This window comes from Brenneria sp. L4-2C, assembly GCF_040240335.1.
Classification (GTDB): Bacteria; Pseudomonadota; Gammaproteobacteria; order Enterobacterales; family Enterobacteriaceae; genus Brenneria.
Map to the genome: position 1 here is coordinate 27692 of NZ_JBEIAC010000002.1, position 26114 is coordinate 53805.

The 26114-nt window shown below is 59.5% G+C and carries 25 protein-coding genes; 8 read left to right on the plus strand and 17 right to left on the minus strand.

Features of this window, described 5'->3' with window-relative positions; all coding sequences use genetic code 11:
• Positions 1–4 precede the first annotated feature (4 nt).
• Genes ABRZ26_RS04040 through ABRZ26_RS04050 form a run of 3 tightly spaced genes read right to left on the minus strand, consistent with a single transcriptional unit; the run spans position 5 to position 2267 of the window.
• Positions 5–778: an amino acid ABC transporter substrate-binding protein gene (locus tag ABRZ26_RS04040; protein WP_319602981.1), complete on the minus strand. Its 774-nt coding sequence runs from the start codon at positions 776–778 to the stop codon at positions 5–7.
• Positions 779–823: 45 nt separating this feature from the next.
• Positions 824–1591 carry an amino acid ABC transporter ATP-binding protein gene (locus ABRZ26_RS04045; RefSeq protein WP_319602982.1) on the minus strand — a complete coding sequence of 256 codons (768 nt, stop codon included), beginning with the start codon at positions 1589–1591 and terminating at the stop codon, positions 824–826.
• On the minus strand, positions 1584–2267 hold the full coding sequence (locus ABRZ26_RS04050; protein WP_319602983.1) for an amino acid ABC transporter permease: 684 nt from the start codon (positions 2265–2267) through the stop codon (positions 1584–1586). The genes ABRZ26_RS04045 and ABRZ26_RS04050 overlap by 8 nt, the downstream gene beginning before the upstream one ends.
• Before the next feature lie 316 nt (positions 2268–2583).
• Here ABRZ26_RS04050 and ABRZ26_RS04055 point away from each other — a divergent pair, with 316 nt between their 5' ends.
• Both ABRZ26_RS04055 and ABRZ26_RS04060 read left to right on the plus strand, forming a co-directional pair.
• A complete protein-coding gene (locus ABRZ26_RS04055) occupies positions 2584–3924 on the plus strand; it encodes an MFS transporter (protein ID WP_319602984.1) in 1341 nt (446 codons plus the stop codon).
• Positions 3921–4511: a carboxymuconolactone decarboxylase family protein gene (locus tag ABRZ26_RS04060; RefSeq protein ID WP_319602985.1), complete on the plus strand. Its 591-nt coding sequence runs from the start codon at positions 3921–3923 to the stop codon at positions 4509–4511. The genes ABRZ26_RS04055 and ABRZ26_RS04060 overlap by 4 nt, the downstream gene beginning before the upstream one ends.
• An 87-nt stretch (positions 4512–4598) precedes the next feature.
• Here ABRZ26_RS04060 and ABRZ26_RS04065 read toward each other — a convergent pair whose 3' ends face one another.
• On the minus strand, positions 4599–5489 hold the full coding sequence (locus ABRZ26_RS04065) for a PHP domain-containing protein (RefSeq protein ID WP_319602986.1): 891 nt from the start codon (positions 5487–5489) through the stop codon (positions 4599–4601).
• 189 nt (positions 5490–5678) lie between these two features.
• On the opposite strand from ABRZ26_RS04065, the gene ABRZ26_RS04070 reads away from it, so the two are divergent.
• Positions 5679–6563 (plus strand): LysR family transcriptional regulator, encoded by an 885-nt coding sequence (locus ABRZ26_RS04070; protein ID WP_319602987.1) that lies wholly within the window; start codon positions 5679–5681, stop codon positions 6561–6563.
• Positions 6564–6787: 224 nt separating this feature from the next.
• A complete protein-coding gene (gene ssuE / locus ABRZ26_RS04075; protein ID WP_319602988.1) occupies positions 6788–7342 on the plus strand; it encodes an NADPH-dependent FMN reductase in 555 nt (184 codons plus the stop codon).
• Here ssuE and ABRZ26_RS04080 read toward each other — a convergent pair.
• Complete coding sequence (locus ABRZ26_RS04080; protein WP_319602989.1) at positions 7320–8414, minus strand: iron-containing alcohol dehydrogenase family protein; 1095 nt, start codon at positions 8412–8414, stop codon at positions 7320–7322. The two genes, ssuE and ABRZ26_RS04080, sit on opposite strands and share 23 nt — an antisense overlap.
• 260 nt (positions 8415–8674) lie before the next feature.
• Here ABRZ26_RS04080 and ABRZ26_RS04085 point away from each other — a divergent pair, with 260 nt between their 5' ends.
• The 4 genes from ABRZ26_RS04085 to ABRZ26_RS04100 all read left to right on the plus strand — a co-directional run bounded on the left by ABRZ26_RS04085 (position 8675) and on the right by ABRZ26_RS04100 (position 12779).
• On the plus strand, positions 8675–9715 hold the full coding sequence (locus ABRZ26_RS04085; RefSeq protein WP_319602990.1) for a malate/lactate/ureidoglycolate dehydrogenase: 1041 nt from the start codon (positions 8675–8677) through the stop codon (positions 9713–9715).
• A 13-nt stretch (positions 9716–9728) separates the two neighbouring features.
• Positions 9729–10739, plus strand: coding sequence for a D-cysteate sulfo-lyase (gene cuyA, locus ABRZ26_RS04090; protein ID WP_319602991.1), 1011 nt, complete (start codon positions 9729–9731; stop codon positions 10737–10739).
• Positions 10732–11445, plus strand: coding sequence for a cysteate racemase (cuyB, locus tag ABRZ26_RS04095; protein ID WP_319602992.1), 714 nt, complete (start codon positions 10732–10734; stop codon positions 11443–11445). Before cuyA ends, cuyB begins: the two co-directional genes overlap by 8 nt.
• Positions 11446–11639: 194 nt before the next feature.
• Positions 11640–12779: an amidohydrolase gene (locus tag ABRZ26_RS04100; protein WP_319602993.1), complete on the plus strand. Its 1140-nt coding sequence runs from the start codon at positions 11640–11642 to the stop codon at positions 12777–12779.
• 91 nt (positions 12780–12870) lie between these two features.
• On the opposite strand, the gene ABRZ26_RS04105 is transcribed toward ABRZ26_RS04100, so the two are convergent.
• The 12 genes from ABRZ26_RS04105 to ABRZ26_RS04160 form a co-directional block, all read right to left on the minus strand.
• Positions 12871–13722 carry a VOC family protein gene (locus tag ABRZ26_RS04105; protein WP_413556113.1) on the minus strand — a complete coding sequence of 284 codons (852 nt, stop codon included), beginning with the start codon at positions 13720–13722 and terminating at the stop codon, positions 12871–12873.
• Positions 13723–13876: 154 nt separating this feature from the next.
• Complete coding sequence (locus tag ABRZ26_RS04110; protein ID WP_319602994.1) at positions 13877–14446, minus strand: peroxidase-related enzyme; 570 nt, start codon at positions 14444–14446, stop codon at positions 13877–13879.
• Positions 14443–14946, minus strand: a complete 504-nt coding sequence (locus ABRZ26_RS04115; protein ID WP_319602995.1) for a CMD domain-containing protein — start codon at positions 14944–14946, stop codon at positions 14443–14445. The genes ABRZ26_RS04110 and ABRZ26_RS04115 overlap by 4 nt, the downstream gene beginning before the upstream one ends.
• The gene (locus tag ABRZ26_RS04120) at positions 14943–17213 is read right to left on the minus strand and encodes a molybdopterin-dependent oxidoreductase (protein WP_319602996.1); all 2271 of its coding nucleotides are present in this window, start codon (positions 17211–17213) and stop codon (positions 14943–14945) included. The genes ABRZ26_RS04115 and ABRZ26_RS04120 overlap by 4 nt, the downstream gene beginning before the upstream one ends.
• A 9-nt stretch (positions 17214–17222) precedes the next feature.
• Positions 17223–18725, minus strand: a complete 1503-nt coding sequence (locus ABRZ26_RS04125; protein WP_319602997.1) for an ABC transporter substrate-binding protein — start codon at positions 18723–18725, stop codon at positions 17223–17225.
• 21 nt (positions 18726–18746) lie between these two features.
• On the minus strand, positions 18747–19670 hold the full coding sequence (locus ABRZ26_RS04130; protein WP_319602998.1) for an ABC transporter ATP-binding protein: 924 nt from the start codon (positions 19668–19670) through the stop codon (positions 18747–18749).
• Positions 19667–20677, minus strand: coding sequence for an ABC transporter ATP-binding protein (locus ABRZ26_RS04135; RefSeq protein ID WP_319602999.1), 1011 nt, complete (start codon positions 20675–20677; stop codon positions 19667–19669). Before ABRZ26_RS04135 ends, ABRZ26_RS04130 begins: the two co-directional genes overlap by 4 nt.
• 3 nt (positions 20678–20680) lie before the next feature.
• Positions 20681–21886 carry a M24 family metallopeptidase gene (locus ABRZ26_RS04140; RefSeq protein ID WP_319603000.1) on the minus strand — a complete coding sequence of 402 codons (1206 nt, stop codon included), beginning with the start codon at positions 21884–21886 and terminating at the stop codon, positions 20681–20683.
• The gene (locus tag ABRZ26_RS04145; RefSeq protein ID WP_319603373.1) at positions 21883–22740 is read right to left on the minus strand and encodes an ABC transporter permease; all 858 of its coding nucleotides are present in this window, start codon (positions 22738–22740) and stop codon (positions 21883–21885) included. The genes ABRZ26_RS04140 and ABRZ26_RS04145 overlap by 4 nt, the downstream gene beginning before the upstream one ends.
• A gap of 12 nt (positions 22741–22752) precedes the next feature.
• Complete coding sequence (locus tag ABRZ26_RS04150; RefSeq protein ID WP_319603001.1) at positions 22753–23673, minus strand: ABC transporter permease; 921 nt, start codon at positions 23671–23673, stop codon at positions 22753–22755.
• Positions 23673–24530, minus strand: a complete 858-nt coding sequence (locus ABRZ26_RS04155; protein ID WP_319603002.1) for an alpha/beta fold hydrolase — start codon at positions 24528–24530, stop codon at positions 23673–23675. The genes ABRZ26_RS04150 and ABRZ26_RS04155 overlap by 1 nt, the downstream gene beginning before the upstream one ends.
• On the minus strand, positions 24523–25977 hold the full coding sequence (locus tag ABRZ26_RS04160) for an NAD(P)-binding domain-containing protein (protein WP_319603003.1): 1455 nt from the start codon (positions 25975–25977) through the stop codon (positions 24523–24525). The genes ABRZ26_RS04155 and ABRZ26_RS04160 overlap by 8 nt, the downstream gene beginning before the upstream one ends.
• Positions 25978–26114 lie beyond the last annotated feature (137 nt).

The window sequence follows — 26114 nt, forward strand, 5'->3', positions numbered from 1 at the left end:
CAGGCTAGCGGGACACATCCTCGCCAAAATATTGCTGAGAAATTTTCAGATAGGTGCCATCGGCCTTGATATCCGTTAACGCCTGGTTGATCGCCGCCTGCAACGCCGGATTGTTTTTTCTAATCAGGACGCCCAACTGCTCCGCATCAGAAAGGGTATAGACGATTTTTACCGGCGCGGTCGGTCGGTGTTTTTTAAAGTCCAGAAACGACAGATTGTCGTTAATCGTGGCGTCGGCGCGCCCGGTCGCCACCAGATCGACGGACTGATTAAAGCCGTCCGTGCCGACGATTTCCGCGCCGTGCTTGCGGGCCAGTTGCGCATAGCTGCTGGTCAGCGTATGCGCCGATTTTTTCCCCTGCAAATCATCGAACGTCTTGATGGTGTTGTTGCTGTCGTTCACGATCAGCACGGCCTTGGAGACGATATAGGGATCGGAAAAATCATATTTCGCTTTCCGTTCCGGGGTGATGGAGACCTGATTGATCACCGCGTCATAGCGCCTGACATCCAGCCCGGCAATCAGTCCGTCCCATTTACCTTCGATGAATTCGGCTTTTACATTGAGGCGTTTGGCGATTTCACGCCCGATATCGACGTCAAAACCGACTAACGCCCCGGAGGCGTCGTGGTAGGTGAAGGGAGGAAAGGTTCCTTCCGTGCCGATTTTAAAAACGCCCGCCGACTGGATTTGCGCCAGATCGGACTCGGCGAAAGCGGCGTGCGTCGCGCCGAACTGAACGATACCGGCCAATAATACCGTGGCGATAAGTTTCATACCTGTTCTCCTGCATAGCGGTGGCTAACGTTAAAGGAATTGTCGTCAAATTTCCCATGAGTCGGGAAACAGTTCGGTCAGCGTCGAGACATACTCGGCTGTCCTGGTCTTTTTGGGTCGGGTGAAAATATTTTGCGAGGTATCCGTCTCGATGATTTTTCCTGATTCCAGGAACGCCACGTTGTTGGCGATATTGGAAGCCAGCCGCAGATCGTGCGTCGCCATCAGCATCGTCATCCCTTCTTTCGCCAGTTGTTTCAATACCGCGACCACTTCAAGGGATAATTCGGGATCCAGCGCCGAAGTGGGTTCATCGCACAATAACACCTTGGGCGACGGCGCCAGGGCGCGCGCAATCGCGACCCGCTGCTGCTGTCCGCCCGACAGGGTCGCCGGCCAGGCGTCGCTTTTATGCAGCATCCCTACTTTCTTCAGCAATTCGTTGGCGCGCGCCCTGGCCCGGTCGCGCGGCCAGCGATGAACCGTGATTAAACTTTCCATGATATTTTCGATCGCCGTGAGGTGGGGAAATAACTGAAAATTCTGGAAGACCATGCCGGTTTGCTGGCAAATACGCCGAATATCGTTTCTGCCGGGACGCGATTTCTCCGTAAATGAAACGCGCTCGTTACCGATGCGCAATTGTCCCGACTGCGGGATTTCCAGCAGGTTAATGCAGCGCAGCAGCGTGCTCTTGCCGCTGCCGGAAGGCCCGATTAACGCGGTGACGCTATTTTCGTTTATTTTAAGATCGATGTTCTTTAATACCTCATGACCGTCAAAACGCTTATATATCCTGGATAGCTCAATCATTGGCGCCTTCCTTCACAACGGTGTTTCCGGCCAGTTTCTTTTCCAGGCGCGCCTGTAGCGAAGATAAAAAAGAACTGAATATCAAATAAACCACGGCGGCTTCGGTATAAAGAATCAATGGCTGATAAGTCACCGCGGCAATACGTTGAGCGGCCAGAAATAATTCAGGTACGGTAATCACGGACGCCAGCGAGGTATCTTTCACCAGCGAGATAAAGGTGTTCGACAACGGCGGGATGGCGATACGCGCGGCCTGCGGCAATATAATCTTACGTAACGACTGCGCCCAACTCATGCTGATGGAGTGCGCCGCCTCCCACTGCCCTTTAGGCACCGCCAGCAGCGCGGCGCGGATCGTTTCTGAGGTATAAGCGCCGACATTGAGCGTAAAGCCGATAACCGCCGCCGGGAATGCGTCAATCGTCACGCCGGCATTCGGTAAGGCGTAGAAGATAATAAACAGTTGCACCAGAAGCGGCGTGCCGCGAATAAACCACACATAAAATCTTACCAGGTTGCGTAAATACCCCGGGCCATATAAACGAACCAATGCAATGACAAAACCTAAGGTTAAACCCAGCGCAAAAGAAATTAATGTTAACGGAATAGTAAATATTAATCCTGCATGCAACATCGGCCAAAAAGAATCCACCGCCAAATCAAACCATGCCGGCATCCAGCACCTTCCTGTTAAATTGAATAATTAATGTTTTCTAATCAAGCCATTATCAGCCTAACATAGCCTTGATGCCGCCGATATATATCTTAATCTCACATAATATGTCTTTTAACTCATTGCGCATATTGACTATCAAAAGCACTTATCCGCATAAATAACGACGAATAATAAAAACCTTATCCCTTTCTGCTAAATAGCCATAGGTATGCGGCTTAAGATAAATAACGGTTATCCTCAGCGAGGATTGTTATTTGACTGTCATAGTCGTTAGTCGATTTAGTATTAGCACGCAAACTAAATGACGGTAAGAAAGATGACGCAGATTGTGCATGAACCTGACGGCGCTAAAGCCAAACGCAATAAAGTGGCTTTTGCCGCTTTTATCGGCACCACCGTGGAATGGTACGATTTTTACATTTATAGCACCGCCGCGGCGCTGATTTTCAGCCATACCTTTTTCCCGCCGTCAACCAATCCGCTGGCCGGCCTGTTGGGCGCCTTCGCCGCCTATGGGGTGGGATTTTTCGCCCGTCCGCTGGGCGGCATTATTGCCGGACATTTCGGCGATCGCATCGGCCGCAAGCGGGTGCTGGTCTCCTCGCTGATATTGATGGGCGTCGCGACCCTGCTGACCGGTCTGCTGCCGACCTATGCCGTCGCGGGTCTGTGGGCGACCGTGCTGCTGGTATTCCTGCGTCTGTTGCAAGGCATCGCGACGGGCGCGGAATGGGGCGGCGCCTCCCTGCTCTCCGTTGAGCACGCCACGCCCAAAAACCGGGGCTTTCTCGGCTCTTTTACCCAAATCGGCTCTGCCGCCGGCATGCTGCTGGCGTCGGCGACGTTCCTGATTGTCAGAGCGTCGATGAGCGCCGAGGCTTTCGACGACTGGGGCTGGCGGCTGCCGTTTTTATTCAGCATCGTACTGATTGGCATCGGTATTTTTGTCCGATTGCGCATTGATGAGCCGGAGGCTTTTTTACGGGCCAAAGCCGAAGGCAAGATCCAGCGTTTTCCGGTGGCGCAGGTTATCCGCCACCATCGGCGCGGATTGCTGGTCACTATCGGACTGAGGCTGGTGCAGCCGGCGATGTACGCCATCCTGACCACCTACGCGCTGAGTTACCTGGTATTAAAGCGCGGCGACGCCACCATGGCGCTCACCGCCGTGCTGGTAGGCTCCGCGGTGGCGATCGCCGCCACCCCTTTGTGGGCGCTGCTTTCGGATAAAATCGGCCGCCGCGCGCCGGCGGTGTTCGGCATTCTGGGCATTGGTATCCTGGTGTGGCCGTTCTTCCTGTTTCTGGACTATGGCGATCTGGCGTACCTGCCGCTGGTGGTGGCCGTGGCGCTGGGCGTGTTCGACGCCTCGGTGTATGGACCGGGCGCGGCCTGGTTCTCCGAGCAATTTCCCATTGAGGTGCGCTACAGCGGGGTCTCCATCGGCTACCAGGTCGGCACGTTGATATCCGGCGGCCTGACGCCGTTTATCGCCACCTGGCTGTTTTCGGTGGGCGACGGATCGCCGTGGCTGATCTGCGCCTATATCTCTTTCTATGCCGTATTGAGTCTGATCGCCGCTTATGCCGCGAAAGACCCGGTGCGGGAAAGCCGCGCCGCCGCTTTCGCCCCGTTAAATGCCAGGGATCCCGCATGAGCCATCAGCACGATGTCGATATTTTAACCGCGCTGGAGGCCGGCAGTCCCCATGCCGCCGCCTTCAGGAACCTGTCCCGCCGCCATTGGAACAACGGGGCGCTAAGCAGCCGCGACAAACATCTGCTGGCGGTGGCGGCCGCGCAGGTGACGCGCTGCACGTACTGTATCGAACACCACGCGCAGATAGCTCGCCAGTTGGGCGCGACGCGTAATGAGGTGCTGGCCGCCGCCTATATCACCGCGGCGCTGGAAACCCTGCTGAACGACGCTATCGATATCGGCGCGGACGGCGCGATTGCCGTACGCGCGTCGGCGCTGGAGGGATTGCCGGTGGAGAATGACCGCGACCGCTTCGTCAATACCCTCCTCGGCGAGCCGACCCTGCCCTTGCCTCTGCGTTACGTGATAGCGGCGGCGGTCGGGCTGGCGAAAGAGCGGGAAGGATTGCGGCTGGCGTTTCATCAGGCGGCGCTGCGGGCCGGGACGTCGCCGCAGGCGCTGGAGGAAGGGTATGCGGTGGCGCTGATTATCCGGGCGGGCGCGGTATACGCGCATACGCTTGGCATCGCCAGGGCGTTTGCATAATCTCTCCTGTGCGATGCCACTGAACCGCCCTGCTCGACGCCCCTGCGGCGCGGCGTTATTGCGGCGACTAGCGCTATCCCGCGGTTATCAATCAGCCAGAATTGAGGCGGTAAAGGCGCGGATTTTTTGATACTGCTCAGCGCTATAGCCGCAGTCGCCGGGTTCGATTTCCGGTTTATTTTTACCATGAAAATCGCTGCCGCAGGTGACGAAGACATCCTTAGCACAGGCGTAGTCATATAACAGGCCGGATAATGCCGGCGCGTGATAGCTGGAAAATGCCTCTACCCCCAGCACGCCCACGGATAACATCTGATCGAGCGCCTGCTCATAGCCGTTGTTAATATTGGCGCCGAGATGGGCAATGATCGGTATGCCGTTATTTGACCTGATGATTTCCACAATCCGTGGCAGCGGCGGGTAATTCGCGTTGACGTAACAAGGCCTGCCGTGACCGAAAAAATCCCAATAAAAATTTATCAAGGGCATATTGGCCCGCTCGCCGCCGTCCCGGTAGGGCGTAAGCAGGGCATTATTTTTATTTCTTTCATCCTGAAGAATCAGTTCGGCCATCTGTTCTTCCTGAGGAATTCTCCCGTCGGCCAACCGATAAAGCGCGTCCTGGTCGAGGAAAAATCCAAGCGTTTTCAACTTTTCAAGTTTTACCGGCACTAAATCAAGCTGTAGCTTAATAAAGTTTTTTTCAATCAGTTCAAAATCAGAAAAGTCATCATCAAACCCATAGCCGAGCAAATGGAAGTTTTTATCCTGAAAAGCGCAGTCGACTTCAATTCCCGGTATCGCCGTGATTCGTTTGTCGGCGAGTTTATTCACATCATTAACCGAGTGGATCGAGTTGTGATCGGTAATGGAGATAATATCGATATTTTTCGCGACGCAGCGTTCGATTAAATCCTTAACAGAAAAATCCGCGTCATCGCTGTAATGTGAATGCATATGCAAATCTACTTTTTCCATGGTCACATCCGGTTATCGTTTAATCTGCCCGCATAACGTCAAGCCGCCTCGGCATGGCCTGCCATCACCCATAAATCGTTTGTTTTTAATGAGATAGAATCATAAAGAGAAGATTGATTTATGCTGATTTAACCCTATGCCATACTGCCTGTATAATGAAAAAAAGTTTTTTGGTGATAGGAGATTGGAATGGAGTTCAGGCAACTACGCGCTTTTGTGACGCTGGCCGAATGTCTCAGCTACCGGGAAGCCGCCGACAAGCTGTGGCTGACTCAACCAACGCTCACGAAACAGATCAAGCTGTTTGAACAAGAATTAGCGCTAACGCTCTTTATTCGGGATAACCATGGGACGCAGCTTAGCCCACAAGGACAGGCGTTGTATGACCGCGCCAAAAATTTACTGATGGAAATCGATAAATTTAAAGCGCACTGTAAAAACATAAAACTCGGCCAGGAAGGCAACCTGTCGATTGGATTTATTAATGCCGTATCAAAACTGATGCCGGGCATTATTTCCTCTTTCCTCGAAAGCCACCCCAGCGTTAACATTCAACTCACCGACAACTCCTCTCCCCTGCAAAAGGAATTAATCATCGCAGGGAAAATGCACGCCGGCTTTATGCGCTTGCCCGTTGAACCGCCGCTGGAATACAAAAAAATAAGCGAAGATGGTCTGGCCCTCATCTACAGTAAACAACTAGATTCGGCTTATCAGGATATGAAAAGCCTTGTTAAAAAATATCCGTTGTTACTGGTGGACACAAAAACATGCCCCGGCTCCGCCCATCAAATACACAACTTCATATTACATAATCAACTCAATAAGATACCCACTTACATCGTCAACAACGCCAGTAGCCTGCTGGCTATGGCGGAAGCGAAAATAGGTTTAGGCATCTTGCCCCAAAGCAGCATACCGCCAGAAAACCCCGACCTTGTCTGCGAAAGACTGACCGGCGATTACGCTAACTGGGATATCGGTCTGGTCTGGAACCCTGACATCAATGACCCGGTGCGGGACAGCTTCATTCACAAGACTATTGAGGAATTCAGTTTAAGCAATCAGCGCTAACGAATCCGCGGCAAACGCACCGCGCAGTCCTCCCTTTTCGTCGGTCAATATTCCTGCTTACCGGTAATAAACCCGCTTTCGCTAACGGACGGGCCTGCCGACGGTTATTTGCAAATTTCAAATATCAACAGTTATAAATCATATTTCTTCTGTTATTCGTCAGGTAATAGAGTAATTATCCATCTGTGAACCGCATTAAGCAGGATATTATTTCAGGAGACAACATGAACGTTATTACCCTGGCCGGTAGTCCGCGTTTTCCATCCCGCTCCACCGCGATCCTCATCTTTGCCCAACGCTGGCTTGAACAAAAAGGGATTAATGTTCTTCCCTGGAACTTATTTAATTTTAATCCGGAGGATTTGTTTTATGCCAAATTCGACAGCCCCGGCCTGCGAGTTTTCATCGATCAGTTGGCCGATGCAGACGGACTGGTGGTCGGTACGCCGATCTATAAGGCCTCCTTTACCGGCGCATTGAAAACCCTGCTCGATCTGCTGCCGGAGCGCGCGTTCGCCAATAAGGTTATTTTGCCGGTGGCCAGCGGCGGTTCTTCCTGTCATATGCTGGCGCTGGATTATGCGCTTAAACCAGTGCTGAATGCATTGAAAGCGCAGGAGATTTTACACGGCGTTTTCGCCGAAGACAGTCAGATTACCCACTACGATCACACGCCGGTATTCAGCGCTGCGCTGGAAGCGCGCCTGATCGCTTCGCTCAAGGACTTTACCCGCGCGCTGGAACGACAAAGCAACGTTAGCGCACTGCCTTTTGCCTAGCTGGCCGACGCGTCGCCAGCAGCGCGGCGGCCAGATGTTCCTCGTCCACGGCGAAGGGCAAACGCGCCTTCACCTCCGGCTTGATGTTAACGCCGGCGGCAATCTGTTGCAGCAGCGCCGCATCGTCGCCGATGCCCAAATCCTGCGGTGAAAGCGGCATATCCAGCCGTTCCAGCCAGCCCAACAGCGGTAAACTTTCAGCGGCGGCATCGTGTTGCAATATCGCCTGTACGCCAAGCGCATAGCCGACTTTTTCGCCGTGCAGCCAGCCATGCAGCGCCGGATGATGGGTCATACTGTTATGAATGGCATGGGCCACGCCAATGCGCTGGCTATCGTCGCGTACGCTATTCGCCAACCCGGCCAGGGCGATCACGCCGTCAATGGTTCGGGCCAGCGCGGGGCTGGCGACGTTGCGCCGGTTATCCGACAACGCTTGTCCGGCATCGCGCTCGAAGGTGTCCAGCGCCATTTTCGCCGCCTGAATTTGCAGGGATAACCCCAGATCCGGTTCTCCCTGACTGAGATAAGGAGTAAATTCAAACCACTTGGCCAGCGCGTCGACAATCCCTGCCTTAAGAAAACGCACGGGCGTTGCAGCGATCACCTCGGTATCGACCAGAATCCAGACCGGATAGCGATGCAGCGGCAGGCTGCCGCTATGCGCCCCCTGTGAATCATATAGCACGCTAAATGGCGACCAGGCGGCGCAGGTGGCGGCCACGGTCGGCACCTGAATCAGCGGCAGACGTCCCGCCAGTTCACCAACGCCTTTAGCCGTATCCATCACCACCCCGCCGCCAATGCCGATAATCCCCTCCGCGCGGCCCTCCCCGGCTTGCCGCGCCAACTGCCGGATAGACGCCAGCGTACACTTGTCCTGCTGGTACGCCACGTCGAAGCGCACGTCATGGCGCTGCAAACTTTGCGCTATCGCCTCTCCCGTCTCACGCCAGGCGGTGTGACCGGTAATAATCAGGATGCGGCTCGCCAACGGCGCGACATACTCGCCCACCCGGCGCGCCACGCCGACCTGCTGTAAATAATTTTCCGGGGTTTTAATCGCTATCACCAATCTGGCACTCCATAAATAGCATGTCATTCAGGGGGGAAATGATGTTCAGCCGCTATGAAAAAGCATTTTTCGAGTGTAAACAGCCCCGATAACCTGTCAAAAGGCATTTTTATCTTTGCTTAGCCACTAAGGTTATTAAGATCGGGCATAGCAATTTATTGGCTATAGAAAGTTAATTTATGTCGTTATATTAAAAAAACGCCGGCGGTATAGTTTTCGGGCTTAAATTTGCTATTTCTGGTCTGGAGAATAAGGGAATGCCGGTATTCAGCCACATCTATCTGCGCAGTTATCTGCGCCAACACCTGACCGCCGTGGGCGTGGACGAGCCGGTGGCGGGCGAGGTAGCCGATAATCTGGTGGAGTCGTCGTTAAAGGGTCACGATTCGCACGGCGTGACGTTACTGCCGCGCTACGTGCAGGCTATCGCCGCCGGCGATCTCAATCCGCGCGCCGAATTGCGGCAGGTACGCGATGCGGGCGCGATGCTGTCGTTTCATGGCGGCAACGGTTTTGGTCAGGTCATGGGCCGGCTGGCGATGGAACAGGCCATCGAACGGGCGCAACAATTCGGCGTCGCGGTCATCGGGCTGGCTCACACTCATCATTTAGGCCGCATCGGCGCCTGGGCTGAACAGGCCGCGGCCGCCGGTCTGGTATCGCTGAGTTTCGCCAATGTGGGCTCGCGTTCCAACGTTATGCCGTTTCAGGGACAACGTCCCCGTTTCGGCACCAATCCGTTTTGCGTCGGCATTCCGGTCGCCGACAATCCGCCGCTGGTGCTGGATTTCGCCACCAGCATGATCGCCGGCAATAAGGCGCGTATCGCCTGGAACGAGGGACGCGATCTGCCGCCGGGCTGCGCCGTGGATAACCAGGGGCAGCCCACCATCGATCCGCGCTGGCTGATGGAAGCGCCGTTCGGCGCGCTGCTGGCGTTCGGCGGACATAAAGGCTCCGGGCTGGCGCTGGTATGCAGCCTGCTGGGCGCGGCGTTGACCGGCGGCGATACCGAAAGCGCGCCGCCGCCGACCGGCCCCGGCATCATCAACAATATGTTATCGGTGGTGTTCGACCCCGCCCGTTTGGGAGCGGGCGACGATTACGCGCAGGCGGTGACGGAGATGCTGGACTGGACCCGCGCCTCCCGCGACGATCACGAACTTCTGCTGCCCGGCGACGCCGAGCTGCGCCACTATCAGACACGACTGCGAGAGGGCATCGCGATTGACGACGTTAGCTGGCGTCAGTTCCAGGCCCTGGAGAAAGCCCCCCTGTCCGCCCCCCTATTGACCTAAAGAGGCATTTGTTATGCATTTATCCCGTTTTCCCCGATTACACTTCGGCCATTTTCCTACGCCGCTGGAACCGTTGGATAACCTGAGCCGTTATCTGGGCGGCCCGCGGTTGTGGATCAAGCGCGACGACTGCACGGGATTGGCGACCGGCGGCAACAAGACCCGTAAGCTGGAATTCCTGCTGGCCGACGCCCAGCGCCAAAACGCGGACGTCATCATTACACAGGGCGCGACCCAGTCGAATCATGTGCGTCAGACCATTGCCGCGGCGGCCAAAATCGGCCTGCCTACGCGGGCGTTTCTCGAACGACGCGTAACGGATTTCGGCGAAGACTATCAGCGTTCCGGCAACATATTGCTCGATGAACTACTGGGGGGCGAGATTGAAGCCCATCTGCCGGCCGGGGCCGATATGCAGGCGGCGATGGAACAACTGGCCGAACAGCTGCGCGCCGAGGGCCGCACGCCCTATGTGATCCCGGGCGGCGGTTCAAATGAGATAGGCGCGCTCGGCTATGTGGCCTGCGCCGAAGAGTTGTTATGGCAATCCAGCCAGCAGCGGCTACGCATCGATCTGGTGGTACACGCCACCGGCAGCACCGGCACGCAGGCCGGTTTGCTGGCGGGACTGAATGCCACCAACAGCGGCATTCCGGTGCTCGGCATCAGCGTCCGGGCGCCGCGGGAACGCCAGATAGAGAACGTTTATCAGTTGGCGAATCGTACCTGGCGACTGCTTGAGGCAAACGGCGAGCTGCCGCGCGACAAAGTGCAGGTCAATAGCGACTATGTCGGCGACGGCTACGGCCTCCCCACCGCCGGCACGCTGGAGGCGCTGCGCCTGCTGGCGCGTCTGGAGGGCATCCTGCTGGATCCGGTTTATTCCGGCAAAGGCATGGCCGGACTGATCGATCTGATTCGCCAGGGTCAGTACGCCCCCGATCAGAATATCGTGTTTATCCATACCGGCGGCGCGGCCGGGCTGTTCGGCTACCGCCAGTTGCTGGAGCAGAGCGTTGAGTGAGTCGTGGCGTTTAGGCATTCTGGGCGGCATGGGGCCGCTGGCGACGCTGGATCTACAGCAGAAAATCCTGTCCGCCACCCCGGCTCAGCGCGATCAGGATCATGTGCCTACGGTGGTATGGAATGTGCCGCAAATCGCCGATCGTCAGCGGGCGCTGGCGGGCGACGGCCCGTCGCCCCTGCCGCAGCTATTAAGCGCGGTGGCGGGACTGAACCGGGCCGGCGTGGATCATATCGTCATCCCCTGCAATACCGCCCACCATTGGTATGATGAATTGGCGGCCGCCAGCCAGGCGCCGCTGCTGCATATCGCCGATATCACCGCGCAGGCGGTGGCCGAACTGCCGTCACGCCCGGCGACAGTAGGACTTATCGCCACGCGCGGCACGCTGGACGCGGGCTGGTTTCAGGCCCGCTTCGCCGCGCTCGGCATTGAAACCGTGACGCCGACCGAGGACGAACTGCAAAAGTGGTTCGTACCGGGTTGCTATGCGGTCAAACGCGGCGAATTACAAGGCGGCGGCGCGCTGTTGCACCAGTTGGCCGATCGGCTGACGGCGCGCGGCGCCGACCGGCTGGTACTGGCCTGCACCGAGGTGCCGCCGGCGCTGGCCGCGGCGGCGTCGGCGCATTTATCCCTCGCCGTCGATCCTACCGACGCGCTGGCCCAGGCCTGCGTCAGGCTATGGCGGCGCGCTCGCGCCTGACGCGCGTTCAAATCGTTATTTCTCCCCGGCCGCAAGACAACCCGCGCTTTGCGGCCGCTATTATGTGTGAATAAAAAAACGGCCCCGCTGATTTAAACCTGTTTCCTATATTAACTTATCCAAAATAAGCCTTTGACCGGTAATAGGGCGATTGTTAATTTAACTTTCTTGTTTTATTAATAAAAAATCGCTATATGACCGATATTCTGGCTGAAAAACTCATCGCATGGCGCCGGGAATTGCACCAATATCCGGAGCTTTCCAATCATGAATTCCGCACTACCGAAAAAATTACCGCCTGGTTACGCGCCGCCGGCATCGATATCCTGCCGCTGCCGCTGAAAACCGGCGTCGTGGCGCAAATCGGCCGTCATGACGGCCCCACCATCGCGCTACGGGCGGATATTGATGCCCTGCCGATAGATGAACAGACCACGCAGCCGTTTATTTCGCGCCATAAAGGCGTGATGCATGCCTGCGGACACGATACCCATACGTCGATTATGCTGGGGGCCGCCCTGCTGCTGAAAGCGCGCGAAGCGCAGTTGGCGGGCAACGTCCGCATTCTGTTCCAGCCGGCGGAAGAGACCTTCAATGGCGCAAGCCAGCTGATTGCCGCCGGCGCGCTGCAAGACGTCAGCGTGATATTCGGCGCGCATAACGCCCCCGCGCTGCCGGTGGGTACCTTTTCCACCCGCAGCGGGCCGATGCATGCCAATGTCGATCGTTTCGAAATTCTGGTGAATGGCAAGGGGGCGCACGCCGCTTATCCCGAACAGGGCGTGGATAGCATCGTGGTGGCCGCGCATATCATCACCGCGCTGCAAACGCTGCCAAGCCGCAGCTTCAGGGCGCTGGACTCGGTGTTGATCAGCGTGACGCGCATCGGCGGCGGCAACACCTGGAACGTACTGCCGGAACGGGTGGAGCTGGAAGGCACCGTGCGTACCCACAGCGCGGAAATCAGGGAGGCCGTCCCGCAAAAGCTGCGCGCGTTGATCGAAAACGTCGCCGCCGGATTTGGCGCGCGGGCGGAGCTGCGCTGGTATGCCGGCCCGCCCACGCTTATCAATAGCGCGGAATGGGCGGATTTCACTCAGGCGGTGGCGCGCGAAGCGGGCTATCGGGTACAGGATCAACCGCAGCAAATGGGCGGCGAGGATTTTGCTTTTTATCTGCACCATGTCCCCGGCGCTTTTGTCAATATCGGCTCCGCCAGCGAATTCGGCTTGCACCATCCGCGCTTTAATCCCGACGAAGAGGCCATCCTGCCGGCGGCGCGTTATTTCGACCTGCTGGCCGGCAAAACATTGCAAAAGCTGACTGAACAGTAGCCGCTGCGGGGGATCCGTCCCCCACCGACCCACACTATCCTGTCGCCGTTAATCTCCCCCGGCCGTTGTGCCGGGGGGCATTACCCGCCGATCAGGCCGCGCGGAAAAGCAGCGCGACGTCAAAGCCTTCCTGCGCCGTGACCAAAAAGCTGTCGGGCGAACGCGCCTGAGGCGCAATCCCCTGCTGTTGCAAATAGCGGGCGCTATTAGCCGGCGACGCGACGGCGAACTCCAGCGCCACCATGCGCTCGGTGCCGTTTTCACCCACTGCGACCTCGCCGTACAAAGCGCGGGCGCGTTGCGGCGTGATAAACGATACCGTGGTTTGCCCCGCCGGCAGCCGGTAGCCGCCCTCGCCGTCCGACTCGATAAGCGCGGGATCAAATAATCTGCCGTACAGATCGGCGACGGCGCGCGGATCGTCGGCCGCGATCACAAAGCCGATAATATCGGTCACGCCGTTGGGATGAGATTGCCATTCCGGCCGCCAGACCAGCTCCGGGGTTTCATGCTGGCAAAAGAAACTGCGTCCATTGCGTACCCGCTCCGCCGCCAGACGAACGGTACGAAAACGGGCCTCGGGACGGCTGCCGTCGGGCAACTCGACCGGACGATAAAACGAGGCGGGCGGATCGCCGGCCAGTCCGGTCGCCACCAGATGTTGGAAAACCGCATCGCTATCCTGGGTTTTCCACACCAGACCGGCAAGACCTAACGGCGTATCCTTCAAATCCATGCGATTATTCTCTTTATGCGGCTCATAGCCCAAAAGTTCGAGATAGTTTTGTTTAAAAATCGCCAAATGATTGCTGGAACCCAGGGAATGATGCCCCCGCGGCGTTAACTGAAACCCCAGACGTTGAAACTGGGTGCGCGCCTCATCAAGATGTTGCGCGACGTTGATCACTACATGATCGACTACCGGACTTAAACTACTCATCATATTATCTCTTATTCATCGCCCTTAGACAGACGACTAACCTAACGAACATCCCGCATAATCCCAAACGATAATTAGTAAATAGTTTGTGCGTCAATCGCATATCTCTGTGTGAGAGATCAAAGAGAAAGCGGAGGACGGCGGGCCGCCCGTCCCGTTATTGCGCATGGCCGAGCGTATGCATCAGGCGATTGGCCCAGCCGAAAATCGCCGCCGAATGCAGCAGATCGACGATCTCCGCCTTGCTGAACCCCTGCGCCAGCAACGCCTGAACGTGGTGCGCCGCCACGGCGATCGGCGTTTGCGACAGCGCCCGGCAAAAATCGACGATCGCCTGCGTGCGCTCGTCAAACTTAACGTTCACGCCCTGCGTGTAGATCGTGCTGACCACATCATTGCGCTCGGAAAGCGCCTCATAGCGCCGGGCATGCACCGAACCGCAGTAGGCGCAGCCGTTGACCGCCGACGCCACCAGCGCGCCCAGTTCCCGCTCCGCGCGACCCAGCCCGCCGCGGCTGTACATAATGGCGTTAAACAGCGTGGTGCGGGCGACGTAAGAGTCGGGGTCGTGCGCCAGCGTCCTCACATAGGGGGAGATTTTGCCGCTGGAAGGCGTCACCTGCATGGCCGTCAGTTGCGCCGGCGTGGCCTCATGGAGCTCGACCGGCGCCAGATACGGCGACCAGGTCAACGCCCGGACTTTAACTTTCACCGGAGCGCGGATCATGGCAAGGCTTCCAGCAACGTCAACCCGGCCGCCACCCGCGCTTCAAAATTGACAAAGGCGATCAGCTCCGAGAGCGCCACAATCTGCGGCGTGGTCAATCCGGCGGCCAGCAGGCGTTCAATGTCCTGGCGTCGGCTTTGCGCCGGTGAAAAGGTGACCCTGTCACAATGTTCGACCACGGCCTGAATCCAGCCCGACGCGCCGACCGGCGCGCTCCCCGCCGCGATATCCCGCAGCCAGGATCCGGGGTCATAGCTCGCCAGCCGCTGCTGATAATGCGTTTGCAGGGACAGCGCGCCCGACGCGCGCGCCATTCTGACCGCCAGCGCCGTTCTGAGCGCGGCGGGAAGCCGCCGCTCATCATGCGGCGTCAACACGCTGTCGCGACACTGTTCAATGCCGGCGACATACTCAGGCCGCTCGCGGCGTATGGCGAAGAGTTCGCCCCGCTCATCCAGCCCGGCCACCCGGTCCAACGTATCCATCGCACTCGCGTTCATAACAAGTTTCCTTCAATATCTGACTGTTGCTGACAACGGCGTAACGCCACCAGGCAGGAGTTCGGCGCCGCCGCCTGGGAAAATGAAGAGGTCGGCAGGATGGCGGTCAGCGTATTCGGATTGCCGCCGACGTCGCATCCCTGACTATCAAGCCGAAAACCGGATCCCGTCGGCAATACCGCCACGCCGGCCAGCAGTCGGCGATCGATCCGCGCGCAGACCCGCACGCGCCCGCGGGCGTTATACAGTTCGACGATATCCCCATCGGCTACGCCCTCCCGCGCGGCGTCCGCCGGGGAGAGGCTGACCACCTCATAGCCGCGGCGCTTGCCCTGCGCGCTTTCTCCCACCGCGTCCAGTTGGCCGTGCAGACGGGTCGCCGGCTGGGGCGAAAGCAAATGCAGCGGATAGCGCGCCGCCAACGGCGCCAGCAGCCACTCTTCCGGCTCGCGCCAGTGCGGGAAGGATCCCAGATCGTCATGGCCGAACGCCTGTAACCGCCGGGAACTAATCTCGATTTTCCCGGACGGCGTACTTAACGGATGCGCCTGCGGATCGGCGGCGAAACGCATAAAATGGTTGGCCGGATGCGGCGCCTCGTCCCCCTCGTCCAGCGCCGCGAAACCGCGCCGGCGGAAGGTTCGCCAGTCGGGCAATTCGGGGAAATGCTGACGATAGCCCTGATACAGCCGTTCCAGCCACTGCGCTTCGCTTAATCCCTCGGTGAATGCCTCCGCCACGCCCAGGTGCCGCGCGATGCGGGTTAACGCCTGATGGTCGGTCAACACCTGCGGCGGCGGCGCGCACACTTTACGGCTGTAGATCAGCCAGTTATCCCGTGACGACGCCGCCACGTCGTCGCGCTCGAACGGCAAGGCGGCGGGCAACACAATATCGGCCATGCGGGCGGTTGCCGTCCACGTCTGTTCCGAGACGATGATGGTTTCCGGTCGTCGGAACGCCTGAGCCAGCCGGTGCAAATCCTGATGGTGATGGAAAGGGTTGCCCCCCGCCCACCAAATCAGGCGGATATCGGGCAACGGCAGCGTCGTGCCGTTATAACGCAGCGTGCCGCCGGGGTTTTCCAGCAGTTCGGTAATGCGCGCGACGGGGATAAAGCGTTTCACCGGATTTTCGCCCTGCGCCAGCGCCGGCGCGCGCAAGCGGCGTACCGGCTGGCCGACGGAATTCACCGCGCCAAGGCCAAAGGCGAAACCGCAGCCGGGACGTCCGACGCCGCCGGTCATACAGGCCAGCGCGATCGCGGCCCAGTAGGGCTGCTCGCCGAAACGCGCCCGTTGCAGCGACCAGGCCACGTTAATCAAACTGGGTTGTTCGGTCAGCTCATGGGCCAGACGATGCAATCTGGCGCGCGGGATGCCGGAAATGGCTTCGCCCCAGGCGAGATCTTTCACGATGCCGTCGCGCCGCCCGTCAAGATAGGCTTCGAACTCGGCGAATCCTTCGCAGCAGCGGGCGACGAATGCGCGATCGACCCGTTCTTCCGCCAACAGCGTATGCGCCAGCGCCAGCATAACGGCGGTATCGGTATTCGGCCGCACGGCAATGTGTTCCACGTTGCGGCCCGCGGGCGCGTCGCGCCCGGATGGACTCAGGATCGCCAGCCGCATGCCGTTCGCCTGCGCGCGCTCAAGCCATTGCTCAACCCGATGCGCGCCGGTGCCGCCCGCCTCAACCTGCGCATTGCTCAGGCGCAGTCCGCCGAAACTCACCAGCAGACGGCAATGGCCGGCGATGTCGTTCCATGAGGGCGCGGTGTCGCAGGCGTCCTGATATTCCTTGCCCAGAACGTGAGGCAGCAGCACCGCGGCGGCGCCGTAGGAATAGGTATTGACCGATGAGGTAAAGCCGCCGGCCAGATTCAGCAAGCGCTTAAGCTGGCTTTGCGCATGGTGGAAACGGCCGGCGCTGGCCCAGCCGTAAGATCCGCCGAAAATGGCTTCATTGCCGTAGCGCTCCCTGACGCGGATGATCTCATCGGCGATACGCCGGCTGATCGTTTGCCAGTCGACCGCGACGAACGCCTCCTTGCCGCGCTGCGACCGGTCGGACGCCAGCGCGCCCTGCTCCAGCCAACTGCGCCGCGCCATCGGCGCCGTGATGCGCGCCTTGCTGCGCGCCAGCGCCAGATAATGCAACCCCACGGGCGATGGCCGCGGATCGTGACGAAACGGCCGTAAAACCGGCTGGCCCTGCGCGTCCCGTTCAACCTCATAGGTGCCGAAATGGCTGGCGAAAAGATGCATCGCGCGCCCTTATTCCGCCGTCGGCGTCATGTCAAAAGCGCGTACCCAGTCATCGCCGCGCGGCTGCCAGTGTACCGACTTGGCGACGCCGTAGGTGGCCGGCTGGGTATACAGGAAAATAGCCGGCGCCTCGTCGCACATAATCTGCGTCGCCTTACGGTATGCCGCCAGCCGAACCGCCGGGTCGACGCTGGCGCGCCCTTCCGTCAGCGCCTGTCCGAACGCCGGGTTATTCCAGTAAGCGTAATTGTTGCCGGGAGCGAACAGGGTCAACAGTCCGTCCGCATCCAGCGTCGGCCAGGCCTGCGCCAACAGCGACGTCTGCGCCAGGTCGTGGGTTTTGAGATACTTGTTCATATAGTTGCTGAACTCCATCTCATTAATCGACACCTTCAACCCCACCTCGGACAGTTGGGCCGCCACCACCTGCGCCACCTCGTTGCCTTGCAGATAGGTGCCGGTCGGCACATCCAGCGCGATCGATTTGCTCAGATCGGCGCCGGAGCTTTTCAACAGTTGCCGCGCTTTTTCAGCATCATAGGCATACCCTTTCAGCTCAGGGTTATAGCCAAAATAGGACGGCGTCAGCACCTGGCACTGCGAGACCGCCGCCTGACCGTTGAACAGCGCCTGCGAAATGCCTTCTTTATCAATGGCGTAATTGAGCGCCTGTCGCACGGCTTTATTATCCAGCGGCGCTTTTTCGGTATTGAATTTAATCATCACGCTGCGCATCGAGGGTACCGAACCGGCTTCGGCTTTACCGCTCTTGTTCACCCGCGCCAGTTCGGACGGCGGTATCGAGGTGATCAGCGAGGCCTCGCCGGCCAACAGCGCGGCGATCCGGCTGGCGGACTCCGGAATAATGCGGAACACCACGGTGTCAAAGGCCGGTTTGCGGCCGAAATAAGCGGGGTTTTCCTGTAGCGTGATATGATCGCCCGGCACATTTTCCTTCAGGATATAGCGGCCGCCGGACAGGGTTTCCGTGGCGGGATTGTGACTGCCGGCCCACTTGGGCGGCAACAGCAGAAACATCGATATCTGATCGACCAGGCTGGGGTAAGGCGACGAGGTGATTATCTCCAGCTCGGTGGGCGAAATCACCTTCACGTCGGCAATCTGGGCAAACCAGGCTTTGATGCGCGCGTTCACTTTAGGATCCCGCACCCGATCCAGATTCCACTTCACCGCTTCGGCGTCCAGCGGCTCGCCGTTGCTAAAGGCGGCGCCCGACACCAGTTTGAAGCGCCAGGTGTTTTCGTCGACCGCCTGCCAGGAGGTCGCCAGTTCGGGATGCAGTTTCAGGTCGGGGCCGCGCAGCACCAGCGCAGGATAGATATGGCTGAGTACGCTCAGATCGCTGCCGACGGAAGCGGTCATATGCGGATCGAAAGTGTTTACCGTGGTGTTTAAAACAATATTGGCGGTCGCCGCATAGCTCAATCCCGGCGCGGCCAACGCGGCGCTGACCACGGAGGCCAGCAGTAAGCGAGTCAATTTTTTAGTCATAATTACTCCACAACGTGGTTTTCATGATTGGCCCAGAACGAAATGTTGCGGGCCGACGGCCTGTAATACCGCCTGCTCCGACGGTAAATGGCTATTTACATCAAATGTCAGCGGACGACGGTGACGTTCAATCCGCGGATCCGGCACCGGGATCGCCGACAGCAGCGCCTGGGTATAAGGGTGGCGGGGATGATTGAAAATCGCTTCCGTCGGGCCTATCTCCACAATACGGCCGCGCAGCATCACCGCGACCCGATGACACAGATAGCGCACCATCGACAGATCGTGGGCGATGAACAGATAAGTCAGCCCCAGTTGTTGCTGCAAATCCTGAAACAGGTTGACGATTTGCGCCTGAATAGACACATCCAGCGCGGTAATGGGTTCATCCGCCACGATAAAGCGCGGGTTGAGCGCCAGCGCGCGGGCAATACTCACCCGCTGCCGCTGTCCGCCGGAAAACTGGTGCGGGAAACGCCGCATCATGGCCGGCTCAAGACCGACCTGCCGGAACAGTTGCGCCACCCGCTCTTCGCGCTGTCGTTTCGACGGCAGCAACCGATGCACAATCAACGGCTCCGCGACAAAATCGCCGACCGTCATGCGCGGGTTAAGCGAGGAATAGGGATCCTGAAAAATAATCTGCATCTCGCGCCGGTAGGGTTTGAGCTGACGCGGCGACAGACCGGCAAGGTTGACGCCCTGAAAAAAGATATCGCCGCGCGTCGGCGACTCCAGTTGCAGCAGCGTGCGCCCGGTGGTGCTTTTCCCCGACCCCGATTCGCCCACCAGCCCCAGCGTCTCGCCCTCATCAATGGCGAAACTGACGTTATTGACCGCCTTCAGCGGTACGCCGCCGCGCCCCAGCAGCCGGCGCTCGTCGCCGTAGGTTTTGCATAAGTTGTCGACCTGAATCAGCGGGGTTTTGTCCACGACGGCGCTCATACCCTATCCTCCCGCCGCGCCAACAGCGCGGGCAAATCATACCAGGCGGCTACCTGATGGCCGGGCGCGCTATCCGCCACCGCGCGCAGCGGCGGCGCCTGCTCGAAACAGCGCGGCGTGGCGAAGGGATTACGCGGCGCAAAAGGGTCGCCGACCGGCGGCTCGGTGGGATCGGGCGGGTTGCCGGGAATTTGATACAGGCGTCCGGCGCCTTGCCGCGCATGGGTCGGCAGCGATTTAAGCAGTCCCCAGGTGTAGGCGCTGCGCGGCGAGCTGAAAATCGCCTCCACCGGGCCGCGCTCCATAATGCGGCCGCCGTACATCACCTGCACGCTATCCGCCAGCCCGGCGACCACGCCCATGTCATGGGTGATCCAGATAACGGTGGTGCCGATCTGTTTTTTCAGGTTGCGCACCATATCCAGGATTTGCGCCTGAATGGTCACATCCAGCGCGGTGGTCGCCTCATCGGCGATCAACAGTTTGGGATTACAGGCGACGCCGATGGCGATCATCACGCGCTGGCGCATACCGCCGGAGAATTCGTGCGGATAATGGTCAAGGCGCTTGTGCGGCTCGACGATGCCGACCAAATCCAGCAGTTCGACCACCCGGTTGCGCGCCTGCCTTGCCGACAAGCCTAAGTGACGCCGTAACGGCTCGGCGATCTGCCGTTCAACGGTCAGTACCGGATTCAGCGAAGTCATCGGATCCTGAAACACAAAGCCGATTTCCTTGCCGCGCAAATCCAGCATTTGCCGCTTCGACAGCGTCAGCAGGTTGCGGCCGTCAAACCACACCTCGCCGCTCACCACCCGTCCGGGCGGCGAGGCGATAAGGCCGGTCATCGCCAGCGCATGCACGCTTTTGCCTGAACCGGACTCGCCGACGATGCCCAGCGTTTCGCCGGCTTGCAGCGCGTAGGACACCTCATTCACCGCGTGTACCGGCCCGGCGGGGGTATCGAATACCACGGTCAGGTTTTTCACTTCCAGTAGCGTCGCCACGGTTTACACCTCGATATAGCCGCCGGTGGATTGCGTCAGGTACTCGCGCCCGGTGTCGGTGATCAGAATGGTGTCGGAGATCTGGGTGCCGCCCACGCCGGGGATACGCAGATTGGGTTCAAACGTAAAGATCATCCCCGGCTCCAGCGTCAGCGGCGAACGGGCATCCAGCGAAGAATGTTCATGCGCCCCCAGACCGATGCCGTGACCGATGCGGCCGGGAATGTATTTCCCATAACCGCGCGCTTCAAGCTTGGCCTTCACCTGATTGAACAACTCGGCGTAAGGCGTGCCGGGGCGGATCAGCGCGTCCACTTCCTCGCGGATAGCCAGAATGGCGTCGAGGGCGCGCCGGCGCTCGGCGGACAGCGGCCCGTAGGCGATGGTGCGCTCATTCTCCGCATGAATGCCGTTGGCGATGCTCCAGATAAATACCGCCACCGTTTCCCCGCGCAGCGGCTTGCGCGCCGTCGGGTTATCGCAGTTATAAAACAGGCGTTCGCCCGCCAGCGCCCAGGTCCAGAGGCCGTTCTGCACGCCCCCTTCCAGCGAACCGAAATCGCACACTTCCACCTGCGGATAGCGCTGCGCCCAGAACTGGTTCATCGCCGCCATCGAGGCGATGCTGATCTCGCGTTCGCTGCCGCCGCCGGCAATCGCATCAATCGCGGCCTCCATTCCCCGATCGGCGATACGCGCGGCGATGCGCGCGTGCGCGATTTCATCGGCGTCTTTAATCAGCCGCGCCCGCTCAAGCAGCGCCGAAACATCGGTAAACGCGGCCTGCGGCAACGCCTTTTGCAACTGGGCGAAACGCCGCAACGGCAGGAAATCCTCTTCGATGCCGACGCGGCCCGCCGCCACGCCCAGTTCCTGCAATATCGACGCCAGCGCCGCCAGCCAGTCCGGCCCCATGGTGACTTTGGTCGACCAGGCGCCGTACAGGCGGATATCCGTCACCCAGGCGCTGGCCCGGCCGTGATCGTCGCGCAGCGCATGCACCAGCATGATGGGATCCCGTCCGGCGGCCACAATGCTGATAACCGGATGCGAATAGATAATCGGATTGAATCCGCTGAGATAAAAACTGTTTTCCGGTTTAAAACATACCGCTACGTCAATCTGCCGCTCCGCCAGCATGCGTTTGACGCGGCTCAGCCGGGCGGGCGGCGCGGAAGATGTTCCTGAAGGGTTAAGCGCTGAACTCATCGTTGCGTCCTCAATTTCGGGTCAAAGTAGTCACGCAGCCAGTCTCCCAGGAGATTGACGCTCAAGACGGTAAACAGAATGGCCAGACCGGGAAAGGTGACGATCCACCAGGCGGAAGAGATATACACCCGCCCGTCGGCCAGCATGCGTCCCCAGCTCGGATTGGGGGGTTGAACGCCCAGCCCCAGAAACGACAGCGCCGCGTCCATGATAATCAGGCGCGCCAGTTCCAGCGTCGCCACCACCAGCGCCGGCGTCAGCACGTTGGGTAAAATATGCCGCCACATGATGCGCCAGCCGCTGGCGCCGATGGCGTGGGCGGACAGAATAAATTCCTGCTCGCGCAGCGATAGCACCTGACCGCGAATAATGCGCGCATAGCGGATCCAACTGGTCAGCGCCAGCACCAGAATCAGGTTCTGGATCGAGGGGCCGAACGCGGCGACGATCAGTAACGCCAGCAGCATCAGCGGCAGCGCCAGTTGGATATCGACCACCCGCATCAACAGCCGGTCCACCATGCCGCCGCGATAGCCCGCCACAATGCCGAACAGCACGCCCACCATGCCCCCCAGCACCACGGCGATAAAAGCGATCGTCAGGGTGATGCGGCTGCCATAGATAATGCGCGACAGCACGTCGCGCCCCAGTTCGTCGGTGCCGAACGGATGAGGGCCGGGAGAAAACAGCCCGCTCCAGGTCGGCGGCTGCATCCGCATCAGCAAATTGGATTTGGTCGGCGGCATCAGGCCGAGCCAGGGGCCGAACAGCGCCAGCAGCAGCAGGACAACCAGCAGAATAAAACCCGCCATCCCGCTACGGTTTCGGCTCAGCGCGCAGAAAAAAGATCGCATCACAAGGTTTCCTTAGCGTCGCCGGGAAATACGGGGATCGAGCACGCCGTAGAGCAAATCCACGATGAAATTGATCGCCACAAAAATGACCGCCACCAGCACCACGCCGGCCTGAATCACCGGAAAATCGTGTACCTGTATGGCCTGCACAATCAGCCGCCCCACGCCCGGCCAGGCAAAGACCGTCTCCGTCACCACCGAGCCGCCCAGCAGTTCGCCGGCGATAATGCCGATCATCGTCACCACCGGGATCAACGCATTGCGCGCGACATGCCAGATGAACACCGTATGGGGCAACAGCCCTTTGGCGCGCGCCGTGCGCACATAGTCTTCGCGCAGGATGTCCAGTAAGGAAGAGCGCAGCAGACGCGCAATCGACGCGGTGACGAACACCGCCAGCGTCGCGCCCGGCAGCACCAGATGCGCCAGTCCGCCGGACCCGCCGGTGGGAAACCAGCCGAGATTGACGGCGAAAAACAGGATAAGCATGATGCCGAGCCAGAATACCGGCGTCGCCTGCCCCAGCAGCGCGGCGACCATCACGATGAATTCCGCCAGCGTGCCGCGCATCAGCGCGGCGATCGCGCCGGCGACGGCGCCGAACGCCACGCCGAAAAACAGCGCCGTTCCCGCCAATGTCATGGTGGCGGGCATATGCCGCCACACCACCGACAGCGCGGGCTGCATATATTGAAAAGAGGTGCCGAAATCGCCGTGCAGCATCGCCCAGAGCGTATGGAAGTACTGTTCCAGCAACGGACGGTCCAGTCCCAGACTGTGGCGCATGGCGTCCAGTTCAGCCTGACCGGCGCCCACCGGCAGCAATAGCACGGTAGGATCGCCCAGTACGCGCGTGACAAAGAAAACCAGGGTGACCACGCCCCAAATCGCCACCAGTGCCTCCGTCAGCCGGGCCAGAATATAGCGCGACATCAATCAGCGCCTCCCGCGAGGAACGCCCTGATTTCCGCCAGCACCCGCTGATTGGCTTCAATGTGTACCGGATGATTGGCGCCGGCGATCTCCAGGTAGCGCGCCGCCGGAATGGCGTCGGCAATCAGGCGCGACTGCGACGGCGGGCAAATCCAGTCATTGCCGCCGACGATAACCAGCGTCGGCGTCTTGATATCCGCCAGCCGCGCGCGCAGGTCGTAAGCCTTGTCGGCAAACAGCGCATTGTGGGTCTGCGCATGCAACGCCAGGGTGCGCGTGCGCTCCAGCGCCGCGTCGGCGTCGAACCGTTCGTAATAGAGCGGTTGCAACGCCAGCCATATCAGCCGCAGTTCCGTGTCGTCCACCACCCGATCGGAAAACAGCTTGTCGATCATCCCCAGCGATGCGCAAGGCGCTTTATGCAGGCGCGCCTTGAAATTGGCGATGGCTTCCGCCTCGTGATGATGGCTGGGCGCGGTGCCGCGCAGAATCAGATGATTCAGGCCGTGCGGGTATTTCACCGCATAGCTCAGGGCGATCATGCCGCCAAAAGAGCCGCCGATCAGCGTGATTTTGCCGCCGCCGGCCAGACGCTGCCGGAAGGCTTCAAGATCGTCGACCAACTGATCGAAGGTAAACGGCGGCGTCAGGCTGGATTGCCCGCAGCCGCGCTGATCGTAAGCCAACAGGCGATAACGGTCCGCCAGCGGCAGGAAAGCATTAAAATCGCCGCGATGATCGCCGATGCCGCGGCCGCCGTGCAGCACCACCACCGTTTCCGAATGCTCATCGCCCGCCAGCGCGTAAGTGAAGGCGGCGCCGTTGAGCGTAATACGTTGTGTCGCGTGGTTAGCCATGATCCCGTTCTTCCGCGTTGCGCCATTCATCGCCCTGCAACTCCGGCGTATCGAACGCCAGCAGGTCGTCGTAATGTTTCTGCCGATCTTCGACAAACAGGCTGCGGGCGATGCCCTGCGCCAGCCGCCGTCCGCCCTCGCTGACCGCCGGGATATCGCCGGACAACTTGCCGTGCGTCAGGGTCGAGGGATAGTTAAAACTGTGGATGCGCGTCAGCCACCGACATCGGCCGGGGATTTTCGGCTGGAATTCGAACGCCGGCCCCAGATAGGGCGACGTCGCCAGTTCGCCATTCTCCTCGCCGGATTCAGGCGTAAAACGGTCCTGCCAGAAGGCGATCTGGTCGGCGAAAAGACGCAGCTCGGGCCGATGGGATAAATCGACGCGAAATCCGGTGGCGAAAATAATGAAATCCAGCGGGAAACTGCCTGCCGGCGTGGTCAGCTCTACGCCCAGCGCCGTTTCCCGTAGCGCCGTGACCGGGCTGTTGAGATGAAAGAAGGCATTGGCATGGCGCGACACGCGCAGCGTGGAGTCGCGCGGCGGCGGGGTCTGCGCCGCCAGCGTGGTGGAGAGAAACTTCCATTTCCACGCATCGCTCAGGCCAAGAAATCCCTGCACCACGCCCTGACTGGCGATGCCGGTGAACTTGTTGATGCGCGGCAGATCCTGACGGCGAATGAACAAGTCGACCTGACCCGCTCCGTGTTCGAGCGCGGTGGCGGCGTTATCCATCGCCGAGGCGCCCGCGCCGATCACGCCCACTCGCTTGCCCGCCAGCGCGGCGAAGTCGATATCGTCGGCCGAGTGCGCCCAATATTTTCTCGCCAGCGCCTGCGCGAAATCCGGCACGTAGGGGCCGCCCAGACCGTCGCGGCCGCTGGCCAGCACCACGCGGCGAGCCAGATAACGCCGCGTTTCCTGCGTAACCCGATTATAGGTTTCCACCTCGATCAGATCGTCTTCCGCCGGTTGCAACAGCGTTACTTCCGTCTCGTTTAACACCGGAATATTCAGCGCCTGGCGATACCAGATCAGATAATCCATCCACTGGGTACGCGGGATCTTATCCAGCGCCGCCCACGCCTCTGCGCCGAACTGCGCCTGATACCAGGCCTGGAAGGTCAGCGCCGGCAACCCCAGCGCCGGCCCCGCCAATTGCTTGGGGGAACGCAGGGTTTCCATGCGGGCGAAGGTTTTCCACGGCCCTTCGCGTCCGGCGGGCGCCTTGTCGAAACACAGCACATTATCGATACCGAGCAGCTTGAGCGAGGCCGCCGCCACCAGTCCGCACATGCCGGCGCCTAAAATAGCGACGTCAACGACATACCGTCCTGCCGTATTGCGCGCATGAACCCAGGGCTTGGCCGGCAGTTCCAGCAGTTGCAAGTCTTCCCGCAGACGCGCTTCCAGATACGCTAATCCTTTCCCATCCAACGTGGTCATGTGTACAGCTCTCCCCTAACCATTATCCCCGCCATGTCCCTCTACGGGGGTAGCGATAAGACAAACCAATGATGCTTAAAACGCATTATTAACCGCTCTGTATGTCAATTCTTAATAATAAATTTGTCTGTGCTTAT